This window comes from Methylocystis sp. (assembly GCF_050251305.1).
GTDB lineage: Bacteria > Pseudomonadota > Alphaproteobacteria > Rhizobiales > Beijerinckiaceae > Methylocystis.
In genome coordinates this window covers 76,373-91,406 of sequence record NZ_JBFWNB010000009.1, presented here as the reverse complement: position 1 = coordinate 91,406, position 15,034 = coordinate 76,373, and the positions used below count along the sequence as shown (strand labels likewise).

Below are 15,034 nucleotides of genomic sequence, written 5' to 3'. Positions count from 1 at the left end.
TTGACCGACGCTTTTCGGCTTCGGATGGGTGCGAAAATGCATCTGGGTGACGTTCACCCACAGACACACCGGCTTATCGCCCTTCGCCTGCCTGTCGAGGAAATCGACGACGCGCGCGGCGACGTCGTCATCGATGGTTTGCATGCGCTCCCGGGTGAGCGGCCCGGTGTCTTCGATTTTCTGTCCGCCATTCGCCGTCGCGAAGCTATGAATGACGCCGCGCGGGCCGAAGTTCTTGCGGAAATTAGGAAATTCCGGGTCGTCGGGCTTGGGATAGTCCGGCAGTTCGGGTTCTTCCTCGGCGTTCAAATGATAGAGGTTTCCGTAGAATTCATCGAAGCCGTGCGCCGTGGGCAGAAACTCGTCCTTGTCGCCCAGATGGTTCTTGCCGAACTGGCCCGTCACATAGCCTTGCGCCTTGAGCAGTTCGGCGATCGTCGGATCCTCCTTGCGCAATCCGATGTCTGCGCCCGGCAGGCCGACTTTTGTGAGGCCCGTGCGCAATCCGCTCTGCCCTGTAATGAATGAGGCGCGTCCGGCGGTGCAGCTTTGCTCGCCATAATAATCGGTGAAGATCATGCCCTGCTGGGCGATGGAGTCGATATTGGGCGTACGATAGCCCATGAGGCCGTCCGTATAGGCGCTGATGTTGGACTGCCCGATATCGTCGCCCCAAATGACGATGATATGGGGTTTTTTCGTCGTCTCGGCCTGCGCAGCGGCGAACGGGCTCGCCAACGCGCCCGCGAGCGTTAAGACCGCAGTTAGTCGCATGAGCCTTCCCTTTCCTGAAATCGGCCGCCTATATTCTCTCGCAGATAGCACCTTGCCTGGCTTCGACAAGCCTGGAGCGGAGCCTGCGCGCTGCTGCTGAAACGCCAAGCGCCGCGCCACTGGCGCCGCCGCCCATCGAGGAACCGGAGTGAGAAACGTGAGGTCGTTCGTTGTCGTCGCATTCGTTTGGGCGGTCCTTCTCGGACGCCCGGCGCTCGCGCTGGACGTTCTTCCTTCCTGGAACGACGGCGCCGCCAAGCAGGCGATCATCGCCTTTGTCGCGCGGGTGACGAGCGAAGGCGGGCGCGATTTTGTCAAGCCCGAGGATCGCGTCGCCGTGTTCGACAATGACGGAACGCTCTGGACCGAGTGGCCCGCCTATTCTCAACTCTTCTTCGCGCTGGATCGCGTGAAGGCGCTTGCGCCCAAACATCCTGAATGGCGCAAGAAACAACCCTTCAAGGCGGCGCTGGAAGGCAATCTCAAAGCTCTCGCCGCGGGGGGCGAGAAAAATGCGTTGCGACTCGTCACCGCGACGCATGCGGGCGGCACGCCGGAGGACTTCCAGGCGATCGTCGCACAATGGCTTGCAACCGCGACCCACCCGCATTTCAAGCGGCGATACGACGAGCTCGTGTATCAGCCGATGCTCGAATTGATGTCCTACCTGCGCGCCAATGGCTTCAAGACCTATATCGTTTCGGGCGGCGGCGCCGAATTCATCAGAGCCTTCGCCGAGCGCGTCTATGGCGTGCCGCCGGATATGGTCATCGGATCGACGATCGTTACGAAATTCGTCGTCAAGGACGGCAAGCCGATGCTCCTGCGAGAACCGACGATCAATTTCATCGACGACAAGGCCGGAAAGCCCGTCGGGATCAATCAATATCTCGGGCGACGTCCGATCGCCGCCTTCGGCAACTCCGACGGCGACTTCGAAATGCTGCAGTGGACGACCGCCGGCGATGGCGCGCGCTTCGGCCTCATCGTGCACCATGACGACGCGCAGAGGGAGGCCGCCTATGACCGCAAGTCCGCCATCGGGCGCCTGAATCGGGGTCTCGACGAGGCGCAGTCGCGCGGCTGGACGGTCGTCAGCATGAAGAACGACTGGAAGAGCGTTTTTCCGAAGCCCACGCCTTAAGCAAGGTGAAACGCGCGCGGCGCGATCGGCGGCCAATTGCGGTTGCGATTGCCCCGGGGAAGCCGCGGCCGAGATTTTGGCCGCCCGCGCTCGTGATTCGCGTTCCGTTCTCCTATATGATCGCAGAATCATGAACGGCAGCCTGAGGCCCGCGTCTCACCCCCCGCTGGACGAATACGCGCCCGAGGCCGGCGGCCTCGCCGCGCGCGCCGCGGCGACCGGCCGGCCGCGCTATCTCGACTCGCTCAACCCGGAGCAGCGCGCCGCCGTCGAGACGCTCGACGGTCCGGTGCTGGTGCTCGCCGGCGCCGGCACCGGCAAGACTCGGGCGCTGACGACGCGCATCGCCCATATCCTCGCGCTCGGCAAGGCGCGCGCCTATGAAATCCTCGCCGTCACCTTCACCAACAAGGCGGCGCGCGAAATGCGCGAACGCGTCGAGGCGCTGGTCGGCGAAGGCGCGCAGGCGATGCAATGGCTCGGCACGTTTCACGCAATCAGCGCCAAGATTTTGCGCCGCCACGCCGAGCTCGTCGGGCTGAAGCCGAACTTCACCATTCTCGACACGGACGATCAGATCCGCCTCTTGAAGCAGGTGCTGCAGGCGGAGAATATCGACGACAAGCGCTGGCCGGCGCGCGCGCTCGCCATGCGCATCGACGGCTGGAAGAATCGCGGCCTTGCCCCGGCGCAGGTGCCGGCCGGCGAGGCCGAGAGCTTCGCCAACGGCAAGGGCGCGGCGCTTTACGCGCTCTATCAGGAGCGGCTCAAGGTTCTCAACGCCGTCGATTTCGGCGATCTGCTGATGGAGAGTCTGCGGCTCTTTCGCGACAATCCGGATGTGCTTGCCGACTATCGGCGGCGCTTCAAATATGTTCTCGTCGACGAATATCAGGACACCAATGTCGCGCAATATTTGTGGCTGCGGCTGATTGCGCTGGGGCGCGCGCCGGGCCAGCAAAATCTCTGCTGCGTCGGCGACGACGATCAAAGCGTCTATGGCTGGCGCGGCGCCGAAGTCGAGAACATCTTGCGTTTCGAGCAGGATTTTCCCGGCGCCAAGGTCATCCGCCTCGAGCGCAATTACCGCTCGACGGGACATATTCTCGCCGCCGCCTCGCATCTCATCGCCCACAATGACGGACGGCTTGGGAAAACGCTTTTTACGGACGGCGGCGAAGGCGAAAAGCCGACGCTCACCGGCGTGTGGGACAGCCAGGAAGAAGCGCGCGCGATCGGCGAAGACATCGAACAATTGCACCGCCAGGCGCATTCGCTGGAAGAGATCGCCATTCTCGTGCGCGCCTCGTTTCAGATGCGCGAATTCGAGGAGCGCTTCGTCGAGATCGGCCTCCCCTATCGCGTCATCGGCGGTCCACGCTTTTACGAGCGTCTCGAAATCCGCGACGCGCTCGCCTATCTGCGCTGCGTCGCGCAGCCGGCCGACGGTCTCGCTTTCGAGCGCATCGTCAATACGCCGAAACGCGGTCTCGGCGACGCCACGCTGCAACTGCTGCATGAATATGCGCGGCGCGAGCGGATTCCGCTGATGCAGGCGGCGCGCGTCCTTGTCGAGAGCGAGGAGCTGAAGCCGAAGCCCCGCGGCGCGCTGCGGAGCCTGATCGGCGATTTCGACCGCTGGCGCGCGCTGATCGATTCCAAGCCGCAACATGAACTCGCCGAACAGGTGCTCGACGAATCCGGCTACACGGAGATGTGGCGCGCGGACAGGAGCCCGGAAGCCGCCGGCCGGCTCGACAATTTGAAAGAGCTTGTTCGGGCGATGGAGGCTTTTCCCGACCTCGACTCCTTCCTCGAACATGTGTCGCTCGTCATGGAGGCTGACAGCGCGGTCGATCAGGAGCGCGTGTCGATCATGACGCTGCATGGCGCCAAGGGCCTCGAATTCGAGACCGTCTATCTCCCCGGCTGGGAGGAAGGGTTGTTTCCGAGCCAGCGCACGCTTGACGAACAGGGGCGCGCCGGCCTCGAGGAGGAGCGCCGCCTCGCCTATGTCGGCCTGACCCGCGCCAAGCGCCGCGCCAAGATCTATTTCGCCAGCAACCGGCGCATCCACGGTCTGTGGCAGCCGACGGTTCCATCGCGCTTCATCGACAATCTGCCGTCCGACAATGTCGAGGTGGTCGAGGCGCCGAACGCCTCGCAATATGGCTCCTATGGGGTCTCGCGTTTCGCCAATCTCGACGTCTATGGCTCCGACTATTCGACGCCTGGATGGAAGCGGGCGCAGGCGGCGCGCGGCGACTCTGCGCGGGGCGAGCCGACGCGCGCGTCTCGCCCGTCGCGCGGGAGACAGCCGATGACGATCGATGGCGAAGTGATCGCCCGCTCGTCCGGCGGTTCGCGCTTTTCGATCGGCGCGCGGGTGTTTCATTTGAAGTTTGGACCGGGCTCCGTGGCGGCGGTCGACGGCAACAAGCTCACGGTCGATTTCGACAAGGCCGGCAGGAAGATGGTGCTGGAGAGTTTTGTCGAGGCGGGGTGAAAGCCGCAGCTTGGGAGTTCTCGGGAAGGTGTGAACCAGCAATTCGTCAATAATGGATTTAGCTACTTCCCCGATTTCCACATAGATTTTCATCGCTATTGTGAGTTACTGGCATAAGTCTTCTTTCACCGAACGCAATTGCGACCTGCTGCGATAATCGGGCGTCGAATCATAAGGCGCTCACATGCTCTCCAACAGCCGCGACATCATTCGCCGCCTCGAACAGGAAGGGTGGCGTCTCGTGCGCTCTAAGGGTTCGCATCGTCAGTTCAAGCATCCGACGAAAGCCGGTCGCGTCACCGTGGCGCATCCCAAAAAGGACATGCCGCCAAAGACTGTGCTCAGCATTTATGAAAGCGCAGGATGGCTGAACGATTGACTTATTCTGCGGCCTCTCGCCGTTGAGCCCAAGGCGCTTCGACGGCGATCACGATTTCCGCGTCAGCAAAGCTCTCCGCCCATTTCGGATCATTCCGCAAGACTTGAAAATCACGCGTCTCGGGGATCGGCAGCCCGTCTTCCCGCATGCCCTCCGCCCAGAGCTCCAGCGCCTCGCTGGCCATGGCGAAGATGTCGTCGATCTCGTCGGCCGCCGAGAAACATCCCGGCGCGTCGGGAAAGCTCATGCCATAGGCGCTGTTCTCGTCCTTATGAACGATGACGATATAGGGTTTCATCGGCGCCCTCGAGGATCACGGCCAATCATAACGCTTTCGCGCCCGGCCCGCCATCGGGGCCACTGTAGCGCAGCCGCCACAGTCGGGTTTTTTTGGCGATTCAACAGGATGCGTCGGCCCTCTCCGATTCACAAGGCCGCTGCCGCGCATTACGTTCAGGCGAAGCAATGGCCAAGCGCCGCGCGCTTGCGCCATCGCACGGATCTTCACCGAAATGACGCCTAGACCTCGCCGCACGAGGTTCGCGCGAGGAAGAGCTATGACTGCTGGCGAAAAGGCCGGGCGAATTTCCCATATCGCTATTGCGTCCGCGATCGTTTTGGCGTTCGCGGCGCCGGCGCGCGCGGGTCAGTATCCGCCCCGTCGCGCCGAAGCGTTTGACCCGCCGCCGCTCGTCGCGCTGTCTGGCCTCGCGCGGGTTCCGGCGCGCGCCCCCTTGGACAATCCAGATTTCGCGGTTGCGGACGCCGCGCCGGCGGCAATCCTGCTCGATATCGCGCCGCGCCCGGCGCCGATAGAGCCGGACCCGCTCGATCTCGCCTGGAGCCTGCAGCCAGAAGCAAGCCGCGACCTCGCTCTGGCGCTCGACGCCTGGTCGACCTCCAGCGACGCGGCCCTTCAGCCGGAGCGCCGTCGTCTTCGCGCGGCGCTGGCCGCCGCCTACGCGGCTCGAAATTTCGCGCCCTTCTGGATTGAGAATGGAGAATGGCGCGCCTCGGCCCGCGCGGCGCTGGCGCAGCTCGCGCGCGCCGCCGACGACGGGCTCGACCTCAGGGCATACGCCTCGCCCGACGCGGAGAAGGCCGCGCCGACGGCGGCGGACGATCTCGCGCTGTCGGAGTCCGTCGCCGCCTACGCCTTGCAGGCGCGCGGCTCCAGGATCGAACCCGAACGCATCTCGCGGCTCATCGGCGCCAAAACCACCCTTCCCGATCCGGCGCCCGCCGTGGCCGAAATCGCCGGCGCCGGCGAAAACGCCGGCGACGCGCTGCACGCCTATAATCCCACGCATTACGGCTATCAGCTGTTGCGCGAGAAGCTGGTCGAGCTGAGGGCGCAGCGCGCCAGCGCGCCGGCGTCCGACGGACGTTACGCCTCAGCCGCTGATGGCGTGACGCAGAGCGACGCCCTGCCTCCCGCAGGCAAATCGAAGCGCCGCCGCGCCGCTGCGCTTGTGCGCGCTTCGACCTCGCGCGTCGAGGCCGAAATCGTCGCCAATATGGAGCGGTGGCGCTGGCTGCCGCGCGACCTCGGCCAAGAATGGGTCGAGGTGAATATTCCCGATTTCGAACTCGCCGTCGTGCGCAACGGCGAGGTTACGCATCGCACGCGCGTCATCGTCGGCAAGGAGCAGACGCCGACGCCAATCTTCTCCAACGCGCTGCAATACATCATCGTCAATCCCTATTGGAACGTGCCGCCGTCGATCCTGAACAAGGAGATGCTGCCGAAAGCCAATGGCGACGTCGCCGCCATCGCGGCGAACGGCTTCAATGTTTCCTATCGCGGCGGCAAGCTCGTGGTGCGCCAGCCGCCCGGAGAACGCAATGCGCTTGGCCGCATCAAATTCATGTTCCCCAATGACTTCTCGGTCTATCTGCACGATACGCCGTCGCGCAATTTGTTCGCCGCGTCGCATCGCGCCTTCAGTCACGGCTGCATGCGCGTCGATGCGCCTTTTGCGCTCGCCGAAGCCGTGCTCGGTCCCGGCAGCGGCTGGTCGGAAAGCCGCATGCGCCGGCTGATCGGCGGCTCCGAGCGCTACATCAATCTTTCGAAGCCGCTGCCGATCCACGTCGAATATTTCACCATCTATGTCGACGAAGGCGGACGTCTCGTGCAGCGCCCGGACCTTTACGGCTATTCGGCGCGAGTGCGAAAGGCGCTGGGACTAGAGGGCTGACTGCTTCACGCGCGCCGAAAACAGCGCGACGCAGCCAACCGTTTCCACGCTGACGGCGTCGAAGCGCTTTTCGAGTTCGCGCGTCAGCGTCTCCAGATCGTCCTGCGTATTCGAGAAGATGCCCTTGGAATTATAGAACGCCATCAGCCTTTGCGCCGCAAAGCTGCGCGCGACGCCGCCCTGCAGCAGCGTCGAACCGAAAACGACGGCGCCGGGGTTCATCAAGGGCGACAGAAAATCGAAAGCGCGCGCCTTGGCCGCCATATCGCCCGGCAGGCAGTGAAGCAGATAGTTGAGGCCGAGCGAGTCGAATTTCGCGCCGTCAAAATCGATCGTCTCCAGAACATTGCGCGCATAAGTCTCCGGCCGGTAGCGGGCAATCCGTTGCGCGGCAAATTGCAGCGCGTCTCGGTTGAGATCCATGAGCGCGATGCGCGGCGCCGGAGTCGGAAAGCGGCAGCGATCGAGAAAATAGCCGGTGCCGACACCGACATCGAGGTGATTGCCGCTGATGCGCCGGTCGTAATGGGCGAGCAGGCGCGGCGTCGGACATTTCCAGATCCAGCGATTGGACAGGCCGAGCACCAGCACGTCGTAAATCGCCAGCATTTTGGGCGTGTAGACCGCCTGTCCCGCAAGAATTTGCTCGGTGGTGACGGGCATCGCTTCGGCTCCTCGGCGCCGGGGGTGACAAAGGGCGCGGCGGCGTGGAAAAAGCTTATCTCATGTTTATGAAACGCCGCTAAGCTTCCATGCCTCCGCCGCCCCTTCTCGCCCTGCAAGGCGTCGCCCTGACCCTCGGCGGAAAGCCGCTGCTCGATGGCGCCGATCTCTCGGTTGCGCCGGGCGCGCGGCTCTGCGTGGTCGGCCGAAACGGCTCGGGCAAATCGACGCTTCTCAAGATCGCGGCGGGCGAAATCGAGTCCGACGGCGGCGTAAGGTTTCTGCAGCCCGGCGCGTCGCTGCGCTATCTGCCGCAGGAGCCGGACTTTTCGGGCTTCGCCACGACGCTCGCCTATGTCGAAGCCGGTCTTGGCCCGCTCGACGATCCCCACGTCGGCCGGACGCTGCTCAATGATCTTGGGCTGCACGGCGACGAGGATCCTGCGCGCCTCTCGGGCGGCGAGGCGCGGCGCGCGGCGCTCGCCCGCGTTCTCGCGCCGGAGCCCGACATTCTGCTCCTGGACGAGCCAACGAACCACCTCGATCTGCCAACGATCCTGTGGCTCGAAGAAAAGCTCGCGGCGCTGCGCTCCGCGCTCGTGCTCATCAGCCATGACCGCCGCTTTCTCCAGGACCTGACGCGCGAAACGCTCTGGATCGACCGCGGCCGCACCCGCCATCTGGCGCGCGGCTTCAAGGAGTTCGAGACCTGGCGCGATCGTGAACTGGAGGAAGAGGACAAGCAGCAGCACAAGCTGGAGCGCAGGATCGTCGCCGAAGAACATTGGCTCCGCCACGGCGTCTCGGGTCGGCGCAAGCGCAATATGAAGCGGCTCGCCGGCCTGCATCATTTGCGCGCGGAGCGCCGCAACCGGGTCATGCCGACGGGCGACGTGAAGCTCGAAGCGAGCGAAGCGCAGCTTTCCGGCAAGCTCGTGATCGAGGCGATCAGGATCGGCAAATCCTACGGCGCGCGCATGATCGTCGAGAATTTCACGACGCGCATTCTGCGCGGCGATCGCCTCGGCCTCGTGGGGGCGAACGGCGCCGGCAAGACGACGCTCGTCAATCTCCTGACCGGCGCGCTCGCGCCGGATCACGGCAAGGTGCGATTGGGCGCCAATCTCGAAATGGCGACCCTCGAACAGAACCGCGCAAGTCTCGATCCGGCGACTACCCTGCAGGACGCGCTGACCGGCGGCGGCTCCGACACGATCGAGATCAACGGCGAACGGCGTCACGTCGTCGGGTATATGAAGGACTTTCTGTTCAAGCCCGAACAGGCGCGCACGCCCATCGGCAGGCTGTCGGGCGGCGAACGTGGACGCTTGCTGCTCGCGCGCGCCCTGGCGAAGCCGTCGAACCTTCTCGTGCTCGACGAACCGACGAACGATCTCGATCTCGAAACGCTCGATCTTCTGGAGGAAATGCTCGCCGACTATCCCGGCACGCTCATCGTCGTGAGCCACGACCGCGATTTTCTCGACCGTATCGCGACGAGCGTGTTGATGAGCGAAGGAGCGGGCCGCTGGATCGAATATGCCGGCGGCTACAGCGACATGGTCGCACAACGCGGCGCAGGCGTCGGCGCGCGGGAGGCGATCGCCGCGACGGCGCGCGAGACGAAAGAAAAGCCGGCGCCGCGGGAGAAGGCGCCGACGAAGCAGAAGCTCTCCTTCAAGGAGCAGCATGCGCTCGCGACTCTGCCCGGCAGGATCGACGAATTGCGGGAAAGATGCGGGAAGCTGCAGAAGGCGCTCGACGACCCCGAACTCTATTCACGGGACCCGGCGAAGTTCGCCAAGGCGAGCGAGGCTTTCGCCGCGGCGCAAGCCGACCTCTCCGCCGCCGAGGAGTCGTGGCTGGAACTCGAAATCAAGCGCGAAGCGATCGAGGGATAGATCCCCTCTTGCCTTGAGCCGGAGCGCGTTATTCTAATTGAGTGAGGGAAGAAAACATGTCCGACGCATCTGTTCCAGCGCCTTACGGCAAAGTGACGCCTTATCTCTGCATCGCCGGCGCCGCGAAGGCGCTCGATTTTTACAAAAGCGCGCTCGGCGCCAAGGAGCGGGTGCGCATCGAACTCCCCAACGGCCTCATCGCCCATGCCGAGATCATGATCGGCGATTCGATCATTATGCTCGCCGACGTGTATGAAGAAGGCGGGTTGACGCCGCCCAAAGCGCTCCGCGGATCGTCGGTCAGTCTGAGCGTCTATGTGCCGGACGTCGACTCGATCTTCATCAAAGCGATCGAAGCCGGCGCGACCAAGGTCTGCGGTCCGCAGAATATGTTCTACGGCGACCGCAGCGGGACCGTGCGCGATCCCTTCGGCCATGTCTGGTCGTTCTCGGCGCGCAAGGAGGAGATCACCGTCGACGAACTCAAGCGCCGCGCGCTCGATATCTATTATTCGCTCAACGCCGCGCCCGCAAAAGCAGGAACGCCGTGATCAGCGGGCCAAAAGCGAGCGCGAGCAGCGCGGCGGAGAATTCTCCCGTCGCGCCCTTGATGAGGCCGACAAGGTAGGGCCCGGCGAAGCCTGAGGTATTGCCGATCGAGTTGATCACCGCCACGCCGACGACGGCGTCGGCCGATCCGAGCGCGAGCGTCGTGAAGCTCCAGAAGGTCGGCAGCGCCGCGATCGCGCCGACGGCTGCGACGGACAGCGCGATCATGGACAGCAATGGCGTCGGCGCATAGGCGGCGCAGGCCAGGCCCACGGCGCCGACGACCGCGGCAAGCGCCGTGTGGCCGACGGTCTCGCGCCGGCGATCGGAGCTGCGGCTCCACGCCCACATCGCGAGGGCGCTGCAGACATAGGGAACCGACGCCAGCAGGCTTGTCGCGGCGACGCCGAATCCAAAGGATTTGATGATTTGCGGCAGCCAGAAGCCCAAGCCGTAGAGCGCAACGACAATTCCGAAATAGGCGACGCCGAGAACGAGCACGCGCATGTCCTTGAGCGCGCGCCAGTGGTCGCCGTGATCCGGTTCCGCCTCGCTGTCCAGCGCGGCGCGCAGTGACGCTTTTTCTCCGGACGTCAGCCATTTCGCCGATCCTGGACCGTCAGGCAGGTAGAAGAAGCAAACGATTCCCATCATGATCGAGGGAATCGCCTCCATCAGAAACAGCCAGCGCCAGCCGCTGAACCCGCCAACGCCATCCATCGACGTGAGGATGAGTCCGGAGATCGGCGATCCAATCGCGCTCGATACGGGCACCGCAATAAGGAAGCCCGCGAGAACGCGCGCGCGTTGCGCGGCGGGAATCCAGTAGGTGAGATAGAGAATGACGCCCGGCGCAAAGCCGGCTTCCATCACGCCGAGGAGCAGACGCAAAACGACGAAGCTCGCTTCGCTCCAGATGAATGCGGTGAGCGCCGAAACAATGCCCCAGCTGACCATGATGCGCGCGATCCAGACGCGCGCGCCGACGCGGTGCATGATGTAATTGCTCGGCGCTTCAAACAGGCAATAGCCGATAAAGAAGACGCCGGCGCCCCATCCGAAGAATTCCGGCGTAAACCCGAGTTCGCTGTTCATCGTCAGCGCCGCGAACCCGATGTTCACGCGGTCGAGATAGGCGACGATGAATCCCGTGACGAGAAAGGGGATCAGTCGTCGCGACGCCTTGCCGACGACGCGGTCGGCGTCGACGCTCTCGCGCGCTGTTCGGGGGTTTCGTGCGGCTGCGACCGCCGCTTCCGACATCGGTTAGGCTCGCTCGAAGCGCATGAGATGGTGCCAGCGATGCGGAACGTCGCCCGGCAAGCGGCGCAAGCCCGCCGCGCGCGCCTGATGGTCGAGAAGCGACACGGGCTCTGGGTAGTCGCTGGTCGAGATATGTTCGAAAATCGCGTCCTTCTCGTCGCGGGACAAACCTGCCCAGTCCTTCTCGATCCAGTCGAAATAATGTTTGAGATAATCATCCCGGCTTTCGCCTTCGTCGCGCATCGTGTCGACCAGCAACAGCAAACCGCCCGGCGCGAGCGCGCGCGACGCGCGACGAAAAAATTCCGCTTTGTCCTCGGTCGCCAGATGATGAAGAACGAAACTGCTGTGAATGACGTCGTATGCGACGTCGTCGGAAAGCGCCGAAAGCAGATCGCTATGCGCGAGCCGCACCGGACAGCATAGAGATTTCAGGTTCTCCGCAGCGAGCGCGAGCGCGGTGTCGGAAAGGTCGACGCCTTTGTAGCTCGCCGGCGGGATGCGGCGCAGAATGGGCGCAAAGACATGCGCGTCGCCGCAACCGAGATCGAGCAGGGAAAAGTCGCCGCCTTGGAAGCGGGCGCGCAAGGCGCGCTCGACTTCCTCGCTCAGCGCGGCGTGGAACATGAAGTCTTTGACGACGACCTTCTTATAGGTGTCCCAGAGGTCGAAAATTTCGCCTGAATATGCGTTCGCTGCATTCGCATGAGCGTCCATCGCGCCAGCCCCTATTGTCGTCATGTCACTTGAGGCCGAAGCCCAACGCGTTCAAAGCCTCGCGAATGCGATCGCGTCCGCTCAGCGCATCCGGGCCGCGGACCCGCGACAGCGCCTGGCGAGTCCAGCCCTGATCGGGCAGACCCTGCTCCTTCTGGAAGTCCTTGAATTTCGCGTCGAGCGTCTCGATCGCCTCGCGCTGCGCGTCGTTCCACTCATATTGCTCGCGATGGAGCACGGCCCCTTGTCCGAGGCGAGGCTTGACGGCGGCGTTGGCCGCCGGATCCGGAACGCCGACCGCCATGCCGAAAACGGCGAAGACGTTCGGCGGCAGATTCAGCTCCTTGGCGACCTCTTCCGGCTTGTTGCGCATCGCGCCGATATAGCAGCAGCCGAGGCCGATCGATTCGAGCGCGGTTACGGCGTTCTGCGCAGCGAGCGCGGCGTCGACGACGCCGGTCAGGAACATCTCGAAATACGACAGTCCGGCCGCATCGCGCCCCTTGTCGCGCCCGAGATTCTCGAGCCGCGCCAGATCGCACAGCCAGACGAGGAACAGCGGCGCCCGGTGAACATGCTTCTGACCGCCGGCGAGATCGGCGAGACGCGCCTTACGGGCGTCGTCCTCAACGGCGACCACGCTCCAGACCTGCAGATTTGACGACGTCGACGCCGACTGCGCGGTGGCGACGATGATCTCCAGCGCGCCTTCGGGCAGCGGCTGAGGCAGGAAATTCCGATGCGAACGATGCGCGAGAATAAGGTCGAGCGTATCGTTCCACTGTTTCGGCTTTGGCGAATCGTCGCGGCGATAGCGCTCAAACATCGCCGCCGCGCCACGCGGATCGAACGGCTCCGGGCTCACAGGCTTGTTCATGGGCGTTCCTTTAAGCGGGTTGCCCCGCTCGCGCAACACTCGGCATGTTCGCATTATTGACCTTGTTGTATATTATGAATATATACATACATGGTCGATTTCGAGCATGTCGTCGGGTTCGAATGGGATCATGGCAACGAGCGCAAGAGCCTCGAAAAGCACGGCGTCGGCCAAGCGGAGGCCGAGCAGATATTCGTCAACGACCCTCTGATCGTGACCGATGATTTGGCTCACAACGATCGCGAGCCACGCTATCATGCGCTCGGCCGAACGGACGCATCTCGACTATTGCACGTCACGTTCACGCTCCGCGCGGACGGGACGCGCATTCGAATCATCTCCGCGCGCAACATGAGCCGCAAGGAACGACAACGTTATGAGCAAGACGACTAAGCCTGCGCCGACCTTCGTGACTGAAGCAGAGGAGCGTGCGTATTGGGAAAGTCACGACTCGGCGGAGAATGTCGACTGGAGCAAGGCGAGGCGCGTTCGGATGCCGAATCTCAAGCCTTCGACGACGGCGATTTCTCTGCGGCTTCCGGTTGGTCTGCTTGAGCAGATCAAGATCGCCGCCAACAAGCGCGACGTGCCCTATCAGTCGCTCATAAAAATTTGGCTCGCGGAAAAGGTCCGCTGAACGACGGTTCGCATGCTTGACGAGTTGTGCGCCAGGCCGAGAGTCGGGCATGAGTCCGACCCGCTCCGCTAGATGCGCCGTCAAACCCGCTTCGGCACCAATATTGCCCGGAAGTCATTGACATTGGTGCGCGTCGGCTTGGTCACGACCAGATCGCCGAGCTTCTCGAAAGCCGTATAGGCGTCATTATTGGCGAAATGCGCCTTCAGATCGACGCCGGCCTGTTTCGCGCGTTCGAACGAATCCGCTGTCATGATCGCGCCCGCGTTGTCCTCGCTGCCGTCGATGCCGTCGGTGTCGCAGGCGATCGCCGATATGCCGCCAAAGCCTTCGAGCGCGAGCGTGAGGCCGAGCAGAAACTCGGCGTCGCGTCCGCCGCGTCCCTTGCCGCGCACCGTGACGGTGGTTTCGCCGCCGGAGATGATGGCGACCGGCGGCGCGAAGGGCTGGCCATGGATGGCGATCTGTTTGGCGATGCCGGCGTGCACCAGCGCCACGTCGCGCGACTCGCCCTCAAGATCACCGAGGATGCAGGGCGTAAAGCCTGCGGTCTTCGCCACGCTGGCGGCCGCGTCGAGCGAGCCTTGCGGCGTCGCGATGAGGATGTTCTGCACGTTCTTGAAAATGGCGTCGCCCGGCTTGGGCGTTTCGCATTCGGGCTTCTGCAGATGCGCAAGCACCGCCGCCGGCGCGTCGATCTTATATTTGGCGATGACCGCCAGCGCGTCTTCGCGAGTCGTCGGATCAGGAACCGTGGGGCCGGAAGCGATCACCGAAAGATCGTCATTCGGCACGTCGGAGATCATCAGCGCCACGACGCGCGCCGGCGCCGCAGCGCGGGCGAGACGCCCGCCCTTGATGGCCGAGAGATGCTTGCGCACGCAATTCATCTCGGAAATATTCGCGCCGCTCTTCAACAGCGCCTTGTTCACCGCCTGCTTTTCTTCGAGCGTGACGCCTTCGGCCGGCAGCGCCATCAGCGCCGATCCGCCGCCGGAGATCAGCGCGAGCACCAGATCGTCTTCGGTCAGCCCCTGCACCGTCTGCAAAATGCGCTTCGCGGCCTCGCGCCCGGCGGCGTCCGGAACCGGATGGGACGCCTCGATCACCTCAATATGTTTCGTCGGCGCGCCATGCTCGTAGCGCGTGACGACGAGGCCTTCGAGCGGACCGCTCCAATGCGTCTCGACGGCCGCCGCCATGGAGGCCGCGGCCTTGCCCGCGCCGATGACGATCGTGCGGCCCTTGGGCGGGGCGATCTTCGCAAGATGCGGCGGCAGGCACACGGCAGGCGACGCGGCGCCGACGGCGGCGTCGAACATGGCGCGAAGGAGGGTGCGGAGATCGTCGGACATCGCGCCTTTCTACCTTGTTCTCTTGGCAATCTGTCGGTTGGCGCCGTAGAGCTGCGACAACCGTCGGG

The 15,034-nt window shown here is 63.8% G+C and carries 15 protein-coding genes; 8 read left to right on the top strand and 7 right to left on the bottom strand.

The window, feature by feature from the left end:
• On the bottom strand, positions 1 to 774 hold a 774-nt coding region (locus AB7F41_RS05230), incomplete at its 3' end, for a sulfatase-like hydrolase/transferase (RefSeq protein ID WP_428406453.1).
• 148 nt (positions 775 to 922) lie between these two features.
• Here AB7F41_RS05230 and AB7F41_RS05225 point away from each other — a divergent pair.
• The 3 genes from AB7F41_RS05225 (at position 923) to AB7F41_RS05215 (ending at position 4,803) form a co-directional block, all read left to right on the top strand.
• Entirely contained in the window at positions 923 to 1,918 is a 996-nt protein-coding gene (locus AB7F41_RS05225; RefSeq protein WP_428381950.1) for an HAD family hydrolase, read from the top strand.
• A gap of 130 nt (positions 1,919 to 2,048) precedes the next feature.
• On the top strand, positions 2,049 to 4,424 hold the full coding sequence (locus AB7F41_RS05220; RefSeq protein ID WP_428381948.1) for an ATP-dependent helicase: 2,376 nt from the start codon (positions 2,049 to 2,051) through the stop codon (positions 4,422 to 4,424).
• 184 nt (positions 4,425 to 4,608) lie between these two features.
• Positions 4,609 to 4,803, top strand: coding sequence for a type II toxin-antitoxin system HicA family toxin (locus AB7F41_RS05215; RefSeq protein WP_428381946.1), 195 nt, complete (start codon positions 4,609 to 4,611; stop codon positions 4,801 to 4,803).
• 1 nt (position 4,804) lies between these two features.
• Here AB7F41_RS05215 and AB7F41_RS05210 read toward each other — a convergent pair whose 3' ends face one another.
• On the bottom strand, positions 4,805 to 5,101 hold the full coding sequence (locus AB7F41_RS05210; RefSeq protein WP_428381944.1) for a type II toxin-antitoxin system HicB family antitoxin: 297 nt from the start codon (positions 5,099 to 5,101) through the stop codon (positions 4,805 to 4,807).
• Between the two features lie 259 nt (positions 5,102 to 5,360).
• Here AB7F41_RS05210 and AB7F41_RS05205 point away from each other — a divergent pair, with 259 nt between their 5' ends.
• Complete coding sequence (locus tag AB7F41_RS05205; RefSeq protein ID WP_428381942.1) at positions 5,361 to 7,004, top strand: L,D-transpeptidase family protein; 1,644 nt, start codon at positions 5,361 to 5,363, stop codon at positions 7,002 to 7,004.
• Here AB7F41_RS05205 and AB7F41_RS05200 read toward each other — a convergent pair.
• Complete coding sequence (locus AB7F41_RS05200; RefSeq protein ID WP_428381940.1) at positions 6,993 to 7,667, bottom strand: class I SAM-dependent methyltransferase; 675 nt, start codon at positions 7,665 to 7,667, stop codon at positions 6,993 to 6,995. The genes AB7F41_RS05205 and AB7F41_RS05200 overlap by 12 nt on opposite strands.
• An 89-nt stretch (positions 7,668 to 7,756) precedes the next feature.
• Here AB7F41_RS05200 and AB7F41_RS05195 point away from each other — a divergent pair, with 89 nt between their 5' ends.
• Positions 7,757 to 9,568 (top strand): ABC-F family ATP-binding cassette domain-containing protein, encoded by a 1,812-nt coding sequence (locus tag AB7F41_RS05195; protein ID WP_428381938.1) that lies wholly within the window; start codon positions 7,757 to 7,759, stop codon positions 9,566 to 9,568.
• 56 nt (positions 9,569 to 9,624) lie between these two features.
• Complete coding sequence (locus AB7F41_RS05190) at positions 9,625 to 10,119, top strand: VOC family protein (protein WP_428381936.1); 495 nt, start codon at positions 9,625 to 9,627, stop codon at positions 10,117 to 10,119.
• Here AB7F41_RS05190 and AB7F41_RS05185 read toward each other — a convergent pair.
• Genes AB7F41_RS05185 through AB7F41_RS05175 form a run of 3 tightly spaced genes read right to left on the bottom strand, consistent with a single transcriptional unit; the run spans position 10,085 to position 12,974 of the window.
• Positions 10,085 to 11,380, bottom strand: a complete 1,296-nt coding sequence (locus tag AB7F41_RS05185; RefSeq protein WP_428381934.1) for an MFS transporter — start codon at positions 11,378 to 11,380, stop codon at positions 10,085 to 10,087. The genes AB7F41_RS05190 and AB7F41_RS05185 overlap by 35 nt on opposite strands.
• Positions 11,381 to 11,383: 3 nt before the next feature.
• Positions 11,384 to 12,097: a class I SAM-dependent methyltransferase gene (locus tag AB7F41_RS05180; RefSeq protein WP_428381932.1), complete on the bottom strand. Its 714-nt coding sequence runs from the start codon at positions 12,095 to 12,097 to the stop codon at positions 11,384 to 11,386.
• A gap of 25 nt (positions 12,098 to 12,122) precedes the next feature.
• Positions 12,123 to 12,974, bottom strand: a complete 852-nt coding sequence (locus AB7F41_RS05175) for an NADPH-dependent oxidoreductase (protein ID WP_428381930.1) — start codon at positions 12,972 to 12,974, stop codon at positions 12,123 to 12,125.
• Between the two features lie 90 nt (positions 12,975 to 13,064).
• Here AB7F41_RS05175 and AB7F41_RS05170 point away from each other — a divergent pair, with 90 nt between their 5' ends.
• Together AB7F41_RS05170 and AB7F41_RS05165 are read left to right on the top strand one after the other, a co-directional pair.
• The gene (locus tag AB7F41_RS05170; protein ID WP_428381929.1) at positions 13,065 to 13,367 is read left to right on the top strand and encodes a BrnT family toxin; all 303 of its coding nucleotides are present in this window, start codon (positions 13,065 to 13,067) and stop codon (positions 13,365 to 13,367) included.
• Positions 13,351 to 13,611 carry a BrnA antitoxin family protein gene (locus AB7F41_RS05165; protein ID WP_428381927.1) on the top strand — a complete coding sequence of 87 codons (261 nt, stop codon included), beginning with the start codon at positions 13,351 to 13,353 and terminating at the stop codon, positions 13,609 to 13,611. Before AB7F41_RS05170 ends, AB7F41_RS05165 begins: the two co-directional genes overlap by 17 nt.
• Before the next feature lie 80 nt (positions 13,612 to 13,691).
• Here the strand turns inward: AB7F41_RS05165 and AB7F41_RS05160 are convergent, their stop codons facing one another.
• Positions 13,692 to 14,966 carry a glycerate kinase type-2 family protein gene (locus AB7F41_RS05160; protein ID WP_428381925.1) on the bottom strand — a complete coding sequence of 425 codons (1,275 nt, stop codon included), beginning with the start codon at positions 14,964 to 14,966 and terminating at the stop codon, positions 13,692 to 13,694.
• Positions 14,967 to 15,034: the final 68 nt, after the last annotated feature.